The sequence below is a fragment of the Burkholderia sp. BCC1999 genome, from assembly GCF_905339975.1.
Lineage (GTDB): Bacteria > Pseudomonadota > Gammaproteobacteria > Burkholderiales > Burkholderiaceae > Burkholderia.
On record NZ_CAJPHP010000010.1, the window covers coordinates 160,630 to 174,998 of the forward strand.

Here is a 14,369-nt window from a genome sequence, read left to right on the forward strand (position 1 = left end):
TCCGGAACGAAACCGATTACCAGCGTCAACGTATGTCCATCCAGCCGATTCAGAACCGCCGCCTCTACCAGCAGATCGCCGACAAGCTCAGTGCGATGATCGAGTCCGGCGATTTTCCGCCGGGCAGCTATTTGCCGCCCGAGCGCGAACTGGCCGAACAGTTCGGCGTGTCGCGCACGTCGGTGCGCGAGGCGCTGATCGCGCTCGAAGTGAGCGGGCTCGTCAGCGTGCGCGTCGGCGACGGCGTGAAGGTGCGCCATCCCGAAGCAGCTGCAGTGCCCGAGCCTGCACCCGAACCCGTTGCGAAAGTCGCGCCGTTCTCGATCGTCGAGATCGATCCCGAACTCGGCATCGCGCTCGACCTCGACACCGAAATCCCGCCGTTCGCCCTGTTGCAGGCGCGCCGGCTGATCGAGCCGGAAGCCGCGGCGCTTGCGGCACGGCACGGCTCCGACGCGCAGATCGAAGGGATTCACGAAGCGTTCCTGCGCAACCAGGAAGACAACCGCAGCGGCTCGCTCACGCACCCGGGCGACCGGCTGTTCCATATCCGTATCGCGGAAGCGAGCGACAACGCCGCGTATGCGCTGATGATCAAGCAGCTGCTCGCGCACAAGTACGACCTGATGTTCCAGCGGCTGCAGTCGCTGTACATGCCGAACGACATGCCGCACCGGTCGGAACTGGAACACCGCGCGATCCTCGATGCAATCCGTGCACGTGATCCCGAAGCCGCGCGCCGTGCGATGGCCGAGCATCTCGACGAAGTCATCCGGATTTTCGGCCGCGCGCTCGACTGAGCGCGCGTTGACGCGCTATCCGCTCAGAACCGGTCCGCGCGATACGGCGCCGGATCGGTGAACGGCGCTTCGCCCGTCATCATCTCGGCCAGCAGCCGGCCGGTCACGGGGCCGAGCGTGAGTCCGTGGTGGTTGTGCCCGAACGCGAACCACAGCCCGCGATGGGCGGGTGCGGGGCCGATCACCGGTCGCATGTCCGGCGTGCACGGCCGGAAGCCGAGCCACGGCTGCGGGTCGAGCCGTTCGCCGAACCCGAACACGGGCCGTGCGACGCGTTCCGCGCGTTCAAGCTGTACGCCGGTTGGCGGCACGCGGCGCCGCGCGATCTCGACACCCGTCGTCAGCCGCAGCCCGCGCCGCATCGGCGCGATCACGTAACCGTATTCCCGATCGACGATCGGCGCCGACGGCACGCCGCGCGCGGACGGCGCGTAGTGCATGTGATAGCCGCGTTTCTCGCGCAGCGGGATCTTGTAGCCGAACTTGCCGAAGACGGTGTCGGACCACGGGCCGAGCGCGACGACGATGGCCGGTGCGGCGGCCGGGCCGTCCTGCGTGTGAACCTGCCAGCCGGGCGACAGCGCGTCGAGGCTCGCGGCGTCGCCTGTCAGGAGCGTGCCACCGCCTTGCACGAACAACTGCGCATACGCTTTGACGAGCGCGGACGGATCGACGACGCTTTTCGGGTCGAGCCAGTGCAGCGCGCCGCAGAAGCCCGGCGCGAGGCTCGGTTCGTGCGCGAGCAGTGCGGCCGCGTCGAGCGGCGTGATGCCGAGCCCGTGGCGGCGCGCGGTGAGGCCGGCCTCGGCCACGCCGCGTTCGAATGCGGCGGGCGTGCGGAACGCTTCGAGCCAGCCGTTCGCACGGATCAGCTCGCCGGCGCCGGCCCGTGCGATCAGCGCGTCGTGCTCGACGATGCAGCGCTCGATCAGCGGCAGCATGTCGCGCGACGCGGCCGCATGGCGCAGCGGCGCCGATTCCCACCAGAACCGCGCGAGCCACGGCGCGAACGCGGGCAGCGACGCGCTGTGCCAGTAGAGATCGGTCGAGCGGTTCAGCGCATAGCGCATCAGCGTGAACGGGCTGCGAGGGAACGGATACGGCTCGACCGACGAGCGCTCGATCAGCCCTGCGTTGCCGAAGCTCGTGCCTTCGCCGGGTGCGCCGCGATCGACGAGGGCGACCTTGCGCCCGCGATCCTGCAGATGCAGCGCGGCCGAGACGCCGACGATGCCGGCGCCGAGAACGATGACGTCGAAATCCATCGATGGTGATTGACGGTTGGCGGTGCGCTCGCCCGTGATACGGTGTGCGCGCCCTGGTTGGAGATCGTTCGAACTGCAAGCATACTCGCGGCGGCGCGGGGGACCAAGAGGGCGCGTGCGGCCGCTTTGTTGCAGGTGGCCCGTACGCGACGATTCCGGACGGCCGTGACGAGGCGGGCAGTAGAATGCGCGAGTTCCGGCATTCAGGGGTGACGCGCGATGATCGAGTTTTCCGCACCGGTTTATGCGGCGGAGTTGAGACGCTTCAGGGCGATCGGCAGCGTGTGGCTCGCGGCGGACGAGATTCCGGCCGATATTGAGGTGCCGGCCGGCTGGCGCGAACTGCTCGCCGTTCCGGACGATATGCTTGCCGACAGGCTCATGCAGATGTGGGCCGGCGTCATCGATCACTTGCCCGCCGTTGCGCGGTTCTTTCGCGACAAGCTCGCGCGGCCGGCCGTGTTTCGCAACGACGGCGGCGAGGTCATGCTGCTGTATCCGTACACGGTGGAGCAGGACGATCTGAATTTCTTCATCGGCCGCGCGCCGTTGCGCGAGCGGGCGCCGGTCGACGAACCGGTTTGGGGCGCGCTGCCCGGTGACTTGCAGCGCTTCCACCAGGCCGTGCACGACGGCTGGACATTCTTTCCGGCCCGTTCGATGGGCCCGCTGCCGCTCGGCGATCAGACCTCGTTGGCGGACAAGCTCGATCTGACGCCGGCCGAGACGCGCAAGCTCGGCGTGAACCCCGATCTCGTGCGCACCGTGCTTCACAACGGCGGCGGCGATTACCTGTGCGTCGACCTTCGCGACAGCGCCGGCGATGGCAGCCGGGCGGGGCGGATCTGGTGGCACGAGCAGCCGGCACGGCTTGAATCCGTGGAATTCTGGGCTGCGATGAATGCGTGGTTCGAGATCTTCGTCGAGGACGCCGACGAACGTTGAACGCGCGTGCGCATCAACTCATCGCGAACAGCTTCCCCCAACGCGCCAGCACGCGCGTATCGACACCGGCCATCCGCAACGCCTTCCACACCACCGTCGACACGGTGTCGTAAGCCGCGATCCCCGTCGCCTGCTCGAACGGCGCGGCCAGATGCGCGGCATGCAGGTTCGTGCAGAACGTCACGACCGCATCCGGCCGCGCCTGCGCCGTCTTGCGCATCAATGCCGCCAACTGCGTATCGGGCACTTCGGCAAAGCTGTAGTTGTCGCGCAGCCCGAGGTGCTGCTCGGCCACGCAATCGATGCCGAGCTGCGCGTACTGGCGCACGATCCGCTGCTGCACGTCGTCGAGATACGGCGTGACGAGGCCGAGCCGCCGTACGCCGGTGCGTTCGAGCAGCTCATTCAGCGCGAGCACCGATGTCGTCGCCGGGATGCCGGTCGCCTTCGCGATGCTCCGGCACAGCGCGGCGTCGCGTTCGAAACCGAGCCAGCCGGCCGACGTGCCGCTCCAGCCGATCACGTCGACACGGGCATCGGCAAGCTGCCGCGCCGCGACGAGGATGCGTTCCGCGTCGAACTGGTCGAGCGCGGCCGCGCTCAACGCGATCTCGGTCACGGTGAAACGTGCGAAATGGACGCTGACGTTCGGAAGATCGGCGACGATCGCGGTCGTCAGCGGTTCAAGCGCGGTGTTCGATGACGGCGTGAGAATGCCGATGCGGATGCGTGGATTCATCGCATGATCTCCGTTCAGTCGAGCAACTGCCGCACGGCATCGACTGCGGCGCGGCGCAGTGCAGCCAGGTCGAGGCCGGGAATCTCGCCGTTGTCCACGACGACGCGGCCATTCACGATGTTGTACTTCACCGGCGCCGGTTCGCCGGCCGTAACGGGTGCGATCGCGTAGTCGTGGAAGCCGTTGAAGCGCGGGCCGCTTACGTCGTACAGCACGAGATCGGCGGCCTGTCCAACGGCGAGTGTGCCGACCGCATCGAGCCCGAGCACGTTTGCGCCGCCTTGCGTGCCCCAGTGCAGCACGTCCTCGACCGTGGTGGCCGACGCACCGTGCGCGGCGCGATGAACGAGCCACGCGAAATTCGCTTCGTGCGTCATGCTGCCCGATTCGTTCGACGCGACGCCGTCGACGCCGAGCGACACCGGCACGCCGGCCGCCGCCATGCGCGGTGCGGGCGCGATGCCGCTGCCGAGCCGTGCGTTGCTGACGGGGCAGTGCGAGCAGCCGGTGCCCGTTTCCGCGAGCATCGCGATCTCGCTCGCTTCGAGATGGACCAGGTGCGCGAACCACACGTCGTTGCCGAGCCATTCGTGCTCGGCAACGAATTCGACGGGCAGCTTGCCGAAGCGCTCGCGGCAGAAATCGACATAACGCGTCGTTTCCGACAAATGCGAGTGCAGCCGCAGGCCCATGCCGCGCGCCGCACGCGCAACTTCGGGCAGCAGGCCGGGCGGCAGCGAGAAGGTCGGTGTCGTCGGCGCGACGACCACGCGGCGCATCGATGCCGGGCCTGCATCGTGATAGCGCGCCTTCAGCCGCTCGATATCCGCGAGCATCTGGTCGAGCGTTTCAGGCTGCAGCGTGGTGCCGGCGAAGCCCGGATGATCGCCGGCCGCCTGCAATGCACCGCCGCGGCACAGCACGAAGCGCATGCCGAAGCTGGCCGCTTCGTCGAACAGCAGGTCGCCGGTTTCGGTCGTGCCGCCTGCGTGATACAGGTAGTGATGGTCCGCGCAGGTCGTCACGCCGGACAGCAGCAGTTCCGCGAAGCCGAGCCGGGCCGCGATGCGCGCGAGTTCCGGCGTGAAGCGCGCGACGCGCGGATACGGCACGGCGGCGAGCCATTCCTGCAGGTCGGCGTTGATACCGGCCGGCACGCCTTTCAGCAGATTCTGGAACAGGTGATGGTGCGTGTTGACCCAGCCGGGATAGACGACGCAGTTGCTCGCATCGATCACGCGTTCGCCGGGCAGCGGCGCGAGGCCGGGCGCGATCGTCTCGATCCGGCCGTCGCGGATGCGCAGGTCGGCCTGGCCGAGCCGCGCGGCATCGCCGGCGCGGCCGCTCATGACCGCGATCGGGTTGCGGATCAGCAGCGAAGAAGTAGGAACGCTCATGGTCGGGTCTCCTCGGATTCGGATAATCGGGTCGTTGTTCGTCAAGCGCCGCGCGCAGGCTCGATGCCGCGCGCGGCAGGCAGCCGGTCAGTCGCACTCGCGCGCCATCCCGCTGCGGTGCGCGGCGTCGGCATGGACGTGCGATTCGACGGGTTCCGCCGCCGGCACGCCGTTGAGCAGCGCATTGAGCAGGACCGACACGAGGCACGCGAGCACGACGCCGCTATGCAGGAACGGTTGCGTCCAGTCAGGCATGTGCGCGAACACCTTCGGCGCCATCACCGGAATCAGCGCGGTGGCGATCGTGAAGCCGACGATCAGCACGTTGTAGCGGTTGTTCTCGAAATCGACTTTCGCGAGCGTTTGCACGCCGGCCGCAACGACCACGCCGAACATCGCGATGCCCGCACCGCCGAGCGCGGCCGACGGCGTCGACGCGACGATCGCACCGATCTTCGGCACGAGTGCGACGATGCACATCAGCGCGCCGCTGACCGCGACGATCCAGCGGCTGCGCACGCCGGTCAGGATCACGAGCCCGACGTTCTCCATGAACGCGATGAACGGGAACGCGGCGAACGTGCCGGCGATCGCGCTCGCGACGCCGTTCGCACGGAGCCCGCGCACGACATCCTCCTCGCTGACCTGTTTCTCGACGATGTCGCCGATCGCGACGAACAGGCCCATCGATTCGACCATCTGCACGATCATCACGACGACCATCGTCAGCACCGGCACGATCGCGAACACCGGCGTGCCGAAGTGGAACGGGTAGGGCACGGTGAACCACGGCGCGGCCGCCACGTTCGTGAAGTTGCCCATCCCGAGCGCGATCGCGAGCAGGCTGCCGGCGACGAGCCCGATCAGCACCGACAGGTTGCGCAGGAACGCGTTCGCGAAGCGGTTGACCGCGAGGATCACGACCGCGACGACGAGCGCGACCGCGAGGAACGACAGCTCGCCGAACTGCAGCTTCGCCGCGTCGCCGCCGCCGGCCCACTGGTACGCGACCGGAAACAGCTGCAGCCCGATCACGGTGACGATGCAGCCCGTCACGACCGGCGGGAACAGGCGGCGCAGCCGGCCGATCAAGGGCGCGGCGAAGGTCGTGATGATGCCCGCGCCGATCACCGCGCCGCACACGCCGGCGAACCCCACGCCCGGCGTCAGCCCGATCGCGATCACCGGGCCGACGCTGCTGAACGCGACGCCCTGCAGGATCGGCAGGCGCACGCCGAGCTTCCAGATGCCAACCGTCTGCAGGATCGTCGAGATGCCGGAACAGAACAGCGCGGTGCTGATCAGCACGGTCGTGTCGGCGGGCGACATCTTCAGCGCCGATGCGACGATCAGCGGCACCGCGATCGCGCCGATATAGGCGACTAGCATGTGCTGCAGGCCGAGCGTCAGCATCTGGCGGCGCGGCAGGACCCGATCGACGGGATGTGAAGCAGAGTTCATGGGCGTGTCTCCTGAGGTTCGTTATCGGGCGGGCGCGTGGCGCGCCCGCCTGGCGTGCCCGTCAGGCCGCGACCGGCGCGGCGAGGCAGGCATGGAAACGGTCGGTCAGCGCGGCGCGATCGAGATCGCGGCCGATGAAAACGATGCGCGATGAGCGCGGTTCGCACCCCCACGCCTGCGCGGCGCGCAGTTCGATCACGCCGTGCACGCCCTGCAGCACGTAGCGCTGCGCGCGGCCCTGCACGGCGAGAATGCCCTTCATCCGGAACAGCTTCGCGGTGTCGGCACGGCGCAGCTCGCCGAGCCATGCTTCGAGCGCGTCGAGATCGACGTCCGAGTCGACTTCGATGCCGACCGACGACACGCTCTCGTCGTGCTCGTGATGGTCGTGGTCCTCGTCGTGTGCGTGCGCGGCGTGACCGTCGTGCGCATGGTCGTCGTGGTCTTCGTGTTCGTCGTGGCCGTGCGTGTGCGCGTCCGCATGCAGCGTATCGGCGTGCAGCCCGTCGCTCTCGACGAGGATCTGCGCGAATTCGTTCGCGCCGATCCCGAGGATACGGTCGAGATCGACCTGCGCGTAGCTCGACGTGACGATCTCGGCCGTCGTGTTCAGCTCGCGCAGCCGTGCGGTCAGCGCACCGACGTCCGGCGTGTCGACGAGATCGACCTTGTTGATCACGATCCGGTCCGCGCAGACGATCTGGTCGACGGCCTGGTTGTCGCGGCCGTCGAGCACGAGATCGTCGAGGTGCGCGCGGATATGTTTCGCATCGACCATCGTGACGACCGCGTCGAGTGCAACTTCCTTCGCGATCGGATCGTCGAGGAAGAAGGTCTGCGCGACCGGATAAGGATCGGCGAGCCCGCTCGTCTCGACGATGATGTGATCGAGCCGGTCGGGGCGCGCGACCAGCATCCGCACGATCCGCACGAGATCCTCGCGCACCGCGCCGACGCAGCACACGCAGCCGTTCGTCATCTCGTAGATCTCCTCGGTCGATTCGAGCACGAGCCCGCCGTCGATGCCGATCTCGCCGAACTCGTTCTCGATCACTGCGATCTTGCGGCCGTGCTTCTCGCGCAGGATGTAGTTCAGCAGCGTGGTCTTGCCCGCGCCGAGAAAGCCCGTGAGCACGGTAACCGGAATCTTCTCGACGTCGCTGTGGGTGGTGTGGATGTGGGTCATGATGCGTCTCCGTTGAGTCGGTTGGGCTGAGATTCGCTTTCTTTCCAGCGATGGACGGTGCGTGAATCGAGATCGAACAGGTCGAGCACGCGGCCGAGCGTGTGGTCGATCATCTGGTCGAGCGAGGCGGGGCGCGCATAGAACGCCGGCACGGGCGGCGCGACGATCGCGCCCATCTCCGTGACGGTGGCCATGTTGCGCAGGTGCGTGAGCGTGTACGGCGTCTCGCGGGCGAGCAGCACGAGCCGGCGGCGCTCCTTCAGCACGACGTCGGCCGCGCGCGAGATCAGGCCGGATGACAGGCCGCTGGCGATCTCGGCAAGCGTCTTCATCGAGCAAGGCGCGACGATCATCCCGAGCGTGCGGAACGAGCCGCTCGAAATCGAAGCGGCGATGTCGTCGCTCCGGTACAGCACGCTTGCGCGTGCGGCGATGTCCGATAGCTTGAAATCGGTCTCGTGCGCCATCGTCAGCGCGGCCGCACGCGACACGATCACGTGCGTCTCGATGTCGAGCTCGCGCAGCAGCGCGAGCAGCCGCATCCCGTACACGAAGCCGGATGCGCCGCTGATGCCGACCACGAGCCGCCGCGTGCTCATCGCGAAGCTCCGCCGAGTTGCGCGATGACGTGTGCGACACGCTGCATCGCGGCGTCGCCGACCCGCGCGCGCACGCCGTCGAAGCGCGAGCCGCGCGTCGCATCGATGCCCATCCGCGACGTCGTGCCGTCGGCCGACGACGACGGATCGAGCGGGCTGCCGGGCAGGCCGTCGACGACGAACAGGTCGCGGTGCGGCTGGAAGTGCGTCGCGATCGCCCACAGCACCTGCGCGTCGTCGGTGATGTCGACGTCGGCGTCGACCGCGACGACGTTCTTCAGGTACGGATCCCAGCCGAGCAGCGCGAGCATGATCTGGCGCGCCTCGCCGTCGCGCGACTGCTTCAGCGCGACGTAGCAGTGGAAGTGCGTGCCGGAGTTCGGGTAGTGAATGGCGGTGACCGAAGGAAAGCGCGCCTTCAGCTTCTCGCTCATCTCGGCTTCGCGCGGCAGCCGAGCGAGCGTCAGGTGTTCCGCGTACGGGCCGCCGACCACGTCGACGAGCCACGCGTCGTTGCGCCGCATCATCGCGTCGATGCGCAGCACGTTGTTGGTCGAGCGGTCCGACGAGTAGCCGGTGAATTCGCCGAACGGGCCTTCTTCGGCATGGGCGTCGGGATCGATCGTGCCTTCGAGCACGAACTCGGCGGCGGCGGGCACGCCGATGCCGTGACGCGGTGTGCGCACGAGCTGCAGCGGCGCGCCGAACAACCCGCCGGCGATTGCACGCTCGTCCGCACCGAACGGCACGCGCGCGGCGGCCGCGAGCATGAACAGCGGATGCGCGCCGATCACCATCGCGACTTTCAGCGTGTCGCCGCGCGTCTTCGCGGTCTGCAGCATTCGCCACAGATGGCCGCGCGAATGCAGGCTCGTCGCCAGCGCATTGCGCGCATGCGGCATCGAGCGGTGGTAACTGAGATTCGCGACGCCCGTCACCGGATCTTCGGCGACGATCACCGCGTTGGTCACATACGGCCCGCGGTCGGTCTCGAAGTGGCGGATCATCGGCAGTTGCGCAAGATCCACCGCGTCGCCTTCGGTCACCTGATCGAGCACGGGGCCATGTGGCACGACGACCGGCGCGACCGGCGCGTTCGCGCGTTGTTGCCATGCGTCGAACAGCCCGTTCGCGTCGACACCGAACAACCGGCCGATGCGCGTGCGGGAAGCAAATACATTGGTGACGAGCGGCGTCGAAAGCCCGTCGACGCGTTCGCAGACGAGCATGTCGTGCCGGCCGCGCGCGGCGAGCGACGCGACGACGGCCGTGACGTCCTGGTCGGCGGACAGCGGCTGCGCGATCGTCAGCACATCGTCCGGAAAGCGATCGCGATACGCGTTCGCGAAGTGGTGGAAATCCTGCTGCTCGGCGAAAAGGCTGGACGCCATGATGCACTCCGTCGGATGCGGAAGAGGAAGAGCCGGATCGCGCGCATCACTGCGGCGGCACGCGATCCGGCAAGCGGCGCGTTACACGTAGGTCGCCGTCAGGCGCTTGTGCGCTTCGTCGAGATCTTTCGGCGGCTTGGTCGGCTCGATGCCGACGAGGCGGGCGATGTTGTTGCCCATGTAATCCTCGAGGCCGTCCTCGTCGAGATCCATCCCCTGCGGCGCGGGCCCGCACAGCATCTCCAGCTCGCGCAGCCACATTCCGGGCTCGTTCGGCGGCGAATCGGTGCCGAACACGATCTTGTTGCGCGGCAGCTCGCGTGCGAATTCGACGATCCGAGACTGGTAGCACCAGCCCGATTCGCAGTACACGTTCGGCGTGTCCATCGCCATCCAGAATGCTTCGAACGAGTAGTTGCCGCCCGTCTGGATGCCGAAGTGGCCGATGATGAAGTTCACCATCGGAAACTCGCGGATGATCGGGTAGAACTGCGTCGGGATCGTGTACGGCCCGTCGCCGGTGTGAATCAGCACGACGGTGTTGTACTTCGCGCAGACCTTCATCGCGGGGCGCAGCCAGTCGAGCGCGCGATCGGGCCGATAGCCGTGCATGTTCGCGTGCAGCTTCACCATCTTGAAGCCGTACTCCTTGATGTGGAATTCGAGCTCCGCCGCGCCGTTTTCCGGGCCCCAGCGCGGGTTGTACGTGAAGTTGCCGATGAAGCGGTCCGGGTACTTCTGCGTGAGTTCGGCGATGTACGCCATGTAGTCGCGGATGCCGTCGCGGCCGCGGCGGTTGCCATCGCGATAGCCGGTGTTGCCGGGCGGCGGCTGGATGAAGCCCATGTCGATGCGGCGCGGCTTGCCGTTGATGATGTACGGGCCGTCCATCATCTTCAGCAGGCGTTCGCCGGTAAACGGTTCGCCGGTGTGGCGCCACGCCTCGTCGACGAGGTTGGTCGGGTGCAGGTGCGTATCGATGATCATGCAATGCTCCGGAATCGGGAGAGAGGGGCGCGCGTCACGCGGCGAGCAACGCTTTCGCTTCGTCGACGGTGCGCGGCGCGGGCGTCGGTTCGAGACCGATCATCCGGGCCGTGTTGTTGCCGAGGTAATCCTCGAGCGTGTCCTCGTCGAGATTCATCCCTTGCGGCGGATCGAAGCAGAGCACTTCGAGCAGGCGCAGCCACATGCCCGGTTCGTTCGGCGGCGTGTCGGAGCCGAACAGGATCTTGTGCTTCGGCAGCACCTTCGCGAACTCGACGATGCGCGACTGCAGGCACCAGCCCGATTCGCAGTACACGTTCGGCAGATCCATCGCGAGCTGGAACGGCTCGAAGCAGTAGACGCCGCCCGTCTGCACACCGAAGTGCGCCATGATGAAATTGACGGTCGGGAATTCCTTGATCATCGGCACCCACTCGGTCGGGATGCTGTACGGGCCGTCGCCGGTGTGCAGCTTCACGAGCACGCCGAGTTCCGCGCATTTCTTCAGCGCGGGGCGCAGCCAGTCGAGCGCGCGATCGGGGCGGTACGCGTGCATGTTGGCCTGGAACTGCACCATCTTGAAGCCGAGCTTGCGCACGTAATGATCGATCGCATTGACGCCGTTCTCCACGCCGCAGCGCGGGTTGTAGACGAAGCAGCCGATGAAGCGGTCGGGGTGCCTGCGCACCATTTCGACCGTGTACGCCATGTAGGCGTCGATCGATTCGGTGCCCGACTTCTCGCCGTCGGTATAGGTATAGATGGTGTTGCCTTGCGGCGGCTGGATGAACGCCTTGTCGACGCGGCGCGGCTTGCCGTTGATGAGGAACGGGCCGTTCATCGTCTCGATCAGGCGCTCGCCGGTGAACGGCGGGCCGTCGTGACGCCACGCGAGGTCGACGAGATTCGTCGGGTAACAGCTGGTGTCGATGATCATCTACTCGATCTCCTTGAGAGGAACCGGAAAAGCCGGTTGCCGGATCGCGGGCAGGCACGTCGATGAACCGACCCGGTCGGTCGGATTCATGCGGCCCTTTGCAAGGCGCATTTTTTTTTCGCGCCTTCCCCTCGCCGGCATCGAGTGACACACTGCGACGTGCACTGCTGCTTGGGACCGAGTGTCACAAGCCGAATGCGCTCTGTACAATATTTTTTACTGACGTTCTTGATACGTTTGCGATATGGACATGCGTGTGTTGCGTTACTTCGCGGTACTGGCCGACGAACTGCATTTCGGGCGCGCGGCCGCGCGGCTCCATATCTCGCAGCCGCCGCTGAGCCAGCAGATCCGGCTGCTCGAGGAGCAGCTCGGCACCGCGTTGTTCGTGCGCTCGCAGCATCGCGTCGAATTGACCGAGGCAGGGAAAACACTGAAGGAGCAGGTGCCGCTGATCGTCGCGCAGTTCGATCGCGCGATCGATCTCACGCGTTGCGCGGGGCGCGGCGAAGTGGGGCGACTGGCGGTCGGCATCATCAGCTCGGCGATGGTCGCGCCGATCCCGCACGCGTTGCGCGTGTTCGCCGAACGCCATCCGCACGTGCACTGGTCGCTGCACGAGATGACGCCGGCCGCGCAGATCGACGCGCTGAAGGAGAAGCGGCTCGACGTGTGCTTTTTCCGGCTGTTCCAGGACGATCCGTCGATCCGCAGCGAGATCGTTGTACGCGAAACGGCCGTGGCCGTGCTGCCGCCCGGCCATCCGCTTGCATCGCGCGATTCGATCGCGCTCGGCGAACTGGCCGGCGACCAGTTCGTGTCATTCGGCCTGCGGCATTCGCAACTGGCGCGCTTCCTGCAGCAGAGTTGCGTCGACGCGCGTTTCACGCCGCAGATCGCGCACGAGGTCGTCGAAGTGCATACGCTGCTGTCGCTGGTGCGTGAAGGGCTGGGCGTCGCGCTGCTGCCGGCGTCGTCACGGCAGATTTCGACGGGCGGTGTCGCGTTCGTGCCGCTGTTGCCGCCGGCGCTGGAAGTGTCGCTGCAGGCACGTTACCGCGCGGACGATACGTCGGCCGTGCTCGGGGCGTTTCTTGAGACCGTGCGCGAGGTCGCGGCGGAATTCACGGCGTAGCCGCGCGGGTCAGGGCGCGAGCGATTGCGCGACCAGCGCGCCGATCGCGTCGATCAGCGGCTTCACGCGTGCATGCCGTTCGCGCGGCCAGATCGCATGGAGGTTGTAGTGCGTCGGAATCGCAATCGTGCAGAGTTCGACGAGCCGGCCGTCGCGGCGCGCGTCGGCGGCGAGCAGCCCACGCACCAGCCCCGCGCCGAGCCCTGACGCGAGCGTCGCGACGAGCCCCGCCGCGTTGTCGAACACCGCGATCGTCTCGGGTTCGACCGGTTCGAGCCCGGCCGCTTCGAGCCACGGAATCCACGAGCGCTTCGTATAGCCGAGCAGTGGCAGTGCCAGCACCTGTTCGGGCGTGAGCGGTGCGGCGAGCCCGTAGCGTTCGAGCAAGGCGGGCGCGGCCATTGCGGTCAGCCGGTCGGGGCAGACCAGCGCGCTGTCCACGCCTTCCCATTCCCCGTAGCCATAACGCAGCGCAACGTCGACGCGATCGAATGCATCGCGGTCGAGACGCGGCGCGGACAGCACCGTCAGCGTCGTGCCGTCGAGCGTGCGCATCAGTTCGGGCAGCCGCGCGGGCAACCAGCCCTGCATCAGTTCCGGATCGACGTCGAGCCGGATCGACGGCCCGGTCGTGCGCCCCTTCACCGACGACAGCGCGCGATCGATCTGTTCGAGACCGTCCGACAACTGGTTCGCGAACAGCGTGCCCGCGTCGGTGAGGATCACGCGGCCGCCGGCGCGGGCAAACAGCGGCTGGCCGATGAATTCCTCGAGCGAGCGGATCTGCTGGCTGATCGCGCTGTGCGTGAGCGCCAGCTGGCGCCCCGCGCTGGAAAAACTGCCGACCCGCGCGGCCTGCAGAAACGCCTGCATCGACTGGATCGAAGGGTATCGCTTGAGCATCTGTTAGTCCGACTGACAGGGATTCGACGAAATGATCGCTGGCACACCCGTGCATCGCGTTTCGATAATGCTCCGAAACCGCGCATTGGACGCGGGCCGCCCCATGAATGTGAATCAGGAGACCGCACATGATCGACATCGTCGTGAACGATACACGCCATTCGCTCGAGAATGTACCGGAGGATATGCCGTTGCTGTGGGTGCTGCGCGACCGGCTCAAGCTCACCGGCACCAAGTTCGGCTGTGGCAAGGGCCTGTGCGGCGCATGCACCGTGCATCTCGAGGGGCAGGCCGTGCGCGCGTGCCTGATCCCGGCCGTCGCCGCGAACGGGCGGCGCGTGACGACGATCGAGGGACTGTCGCCGGACGGGCGACATCCGCTGCAGCTCGCGTGGGTGGCCGAGGACGTGCCGCAATGCGGCTATTGCCAGCCGGGGCAACTGATGCAGGCCGCCGCGCTGCTGAAGGGCGGGCGACCGGTGGACGACGAAGCGATCGTGTCGGCGATGTCGGGCAACATCTGCCGCTGCGGCACCTATGCGCGCATTCATCGCGCGATCAAGCGCGCGGCTTCAGGCGATCCGGCGTTGAAGGCCGCCGCCGAACCCGCGAAGGAGGCGTGAC

At 67.2% G+C, this 14,369-nt stretch carries 14 protein-coding genes; 4 read left to right on the forward strand and 10 right to left on the reverse strand.

Annotated features, from left to right (window positions below):
- Positions 1 to 32: 32 nt before the first annotated feature.
- Entirely contained in the window at positions 33 to 800 is a 768-nt protein-coding gene (locus U5809_RS16605; RefSeq protein WP_322087321.1) for a FadR/GntR family transcriptional regulator, read from the forward strand.
- A 23-nt stretch (positions 801 to 823) separates the two neighbouring features.
- Here the strand turns inward: U5809_RS16605 and U5809_RS16610 are convergent, their stop codons facing one another.
- Complete coding sequence (locus U5809_RS16610; RefSeq protein ID WP_322087322.1) at positions 824 to 2,065, reverse strand: FAD-binding oxidoreductase; 1,242 nt, start codon at positions 2,063 to 2,065, stop codon at positions 824 to 826.
- Positions 2,066 to 2,386: 321 nt separating this feature from the next.
- Here U5809_RS16610 and U5809_RS16615 point away from each other — a divergent pair, with 321 nt between their 5' ends.
- Complete coding sequence (locus U5809_RS16615) at positions 2,387 to 3,010, forward strand: SMI1/KNR4 family protein (protein ID WP_322087323.1); 624 nt, start codon at positions 2,387 to 2,389, stop codon at positions 3,008 to 3,010.
- 13 nt (positions 3,011 to 3,023) lie between these two features.
- Here the strand turns inward: U5809_RS16615 and U5809_RS16620 are convergent, their stop codons facing one another.
- The 8 genes from U5809_RS16620 to U5809_RS16655 form a co-directional block, all read right to left on the reverse strand.
- A complete protein-coding gene (locus U5809_RS16620; protein WP_322087324.1) occupies positions 3,024 to 3,749 on the reverse strand; it encodes an aspartate/glutamate racemase family protein in 726 nt (241 codons plus the stop codon).
- Between the two features lie 14 nt (positions 3,750 to 3,763).
- On the reverse strand, positions 3,764 to 5,146 hold the full coding sequence (locus U5809_RS16625; RefSeq protein ID WP_322087325.1) for an amidohydrolase family protein: 1,383 nt from the start codon (positions 5,144 to 5,146) through the stop codon (positions 3,764 to 3,766).
- 87 nt (positions 5,147 to 5,233) lie between these two features.
- Positions 5,234 to 6,607: a nucleobase:cation symporter-2 family protein gene (locus U5809_RS16630; protein WP_176048323.1), complete on the reverse strand. Its 1,374-nt coding sequence runs from the start codon at positions 6,605 to 6,607 to the stop codon at positions 5,234 to 5,236.
- A 61-nt stretch (positions 6,608 to 6,668) separates the two neighbouring features.
- Entirely contained in the window at positions 6,669 to 7,793 is a 1,125-nt protein-coding gene (locus U5809_RS16635; RefSeq protein WP_322087326.1) for a GTP-binding protein, read from the reverse strand.
- Positions 7,790 to 8,392 carry a UbiX family flavin prenyltransferase gene (locus U5809_RS16640; RefSeq protein WP_322087327.1) on the reverse strand — a complete coding sequence of 201 codons (603 nt, stop codon included), beginning with the start codon at positions 8,390 to 8,392 and terminating at the stop codon, positions 7,790 to 7,792. The genes U5809_RS16635 and U5809_RS16640 overlap by 4 nt, the downstream gene beginning before the upstream one ends.
- The gene (locus tag U5809_RS16645) at positions 8,389 to 9,783 is read right to left on the reverse strand and encodes a UbiD family decarboxylase (protein WP_322087328.1); all 1,395 of its coding nucleotides are present in this window, start codon (positions 9,781 to 9,783) and stop codon (positions 8,389 to 8,391) included. The genes U5809_RS16640 and U5809_RS16645 overlap by 4 nt, the downstream gene beginning before the upstream one ends.
- Positions 9,784 to 9,864: 81 nt before the next feature.
- Positions 9,865 to 10,770, reverse strand: coding sequence for an amidohydrolase family protein (locus tag U5809_RS16650; protein ID WP_322087329.1), 906 nt, complete (start codon positions 10,768 to 10,770; stop codon positions 9,865 to 9,867).
- A 34-nt stretch (positions 10,771 to 10,804) separates the two neighbouring features.
- Positions 10,805 to 11,707: an amidohydrolase family protein gene (locus U5809_RS16655; RefSeq protein ID WP_006498781.1), complete on the reverse strand. Its 903-nt coding sequence runs from the start codon at positions 11,705 to 11,707 to the stop codon at positions 10,805 to 10,807.
- 244 nt (positions 11,708 to 11,951) lie between these two features.
- On the opposite strand from U5809_RS16655, the gene U5809_RS16660 reads away from it, so the two are divergent.
- A complete protein-coding gene (locus U5809_RS16660; protein WP_322087330.1) occupies positions 11,952 to 12,842 on the forward strand; it encodes a LysR substrate-binding domain-containing protein in 891 nt (296 codons plus the stop codon).
- 9 nt (positions 12,843 to 12,851) lie between these two features.
- On the opposite strand, the gene U5809_RS16665 is transcribed toward U5809_RS16660, so the two are convergent.
- The gene (locus tag U5809_RS16665; RefSeq protein ID WP_322087331.1) at positions 12,852 to 13,745 is read right to left on the reverse strand and encodes a LysR substrate-binding domain-containing protein; all 894 of its coding nucleotides are present in this window, start codon (positions 13,743 to 13,745) and stop codon (positions 12,852 to 12,854) included.
- 128 nt (positions 13,746 to 13,873) lie between these two features.
- On the opposite strand from U5809_RS16665, the gene U5809_RS16670 reads away from it, so the two are divergent.
- Positions 13,874 to 14,368 carry a (2Fe-2S)-binding protein gene (locus tag U5809_RS16670; RefSeq protein ID WP_322087332.1) on the forward strand — a complete coding sequence of 165 codons (495 nt, stop codon included), beginning with the start codon at positions 13,874 to 13,876 and terminating at the stop codon, positions 14,366 to 14,368.
- The last annotated feature ends 1 nt before the right edge of the window (position 14,369 follow it).

Bases quoted from the DNA above. Each gene is read 5' to 3' on its own strand.
- U5809_RS16620 (WP_322087324.1), bottom strand. From the start codon at position 3,749: ATGAATCCACGCATCCGCATCGGCATTCTCACGCCGTCATCGAACACC.
- U5809_RS16660 (WP_322087330.1), top strand. From the start codon at position 11,952: ATGGACATGCGTGTGTTGCGTTACTTCGCGGTACTGGCCGACGAACTG.
- U5809_RS16605 (WP_322087321.1), top strand. From the start codon at position 33: ATGTCCATCCAGCCGATTCAGAACCGCCGCCTCTACCAGCAGATCGCC.
- U5809_RS16650 (WP_322087329.1), bottom strand. From the start codon at position 10,770: ATGATCATCGATACGCACCTGCACCCGACCAACCTCGTCGACGAGGCG.
- U5809_RS16665 (WP_322087331.1), bottom strand. From the start codon at position 13,745: ATGCTCAAGCGATACCCTTCGATCCAGTCGATGCAGGCGTTTCTGCAG.
- U5809_RS16640 (WP_322087327.1), bottom strand. From the start codon at position 8,392: ATGAGCACGCGGCGGCTCGTGGTCGGCATCAGCGGCGCATCCGGCTTC.
- U5809_RS16625 (WP_322087325.1), bottom strand. From the start codon at position 5,146: ATGAGCGTTCCTACTTCTTCGCTGCTGATCCGCAACCCGATCGCGGTC.
- U5809_RS16610 (WP_322087322.1), bottom strand. From the start codon at position 2,065: ATGGATTTCGACGTCATCGTTCTCGGCGCCGGCATCGTCGGCGTCTCG.
- U5809_RS16630 (WP_176048323.1), bottom strand. From the start codon at position 6,607: ATGAACTCTGCTTCACATCCCGTCGATCGGGTCCTGCCGCGCCGCCAG.
- U5809_RS16635 (WP_322087326.1), bottom strand. From the start codon at position 7,793: ATGACCCACATCCACACCACCCACAGCGACGTCGAGAAGATTCCGGTT.
- U5809_RS16655 (WP_006498781.1), bottom strand. From the start codon at position 11,707: ATGATCATCGACACCAGCTGTTACCCGACGAATCTCGTCGACCTCGCG.
- U5809_RS16645 (WP_322087328.1), bottom strand. From the start codon at position 9,783: ATGGCGTCCAGCCTTTTCGCCGAGCAGCAGGATTTCCACCACTTCGCG.
- U5809_RS16670 (WP_322087332.1), top strand. From the start codon at position 13,874: ATGATCGACATCGTCGTGAACGATACACGCCATTCGCTCGAGAATGTA.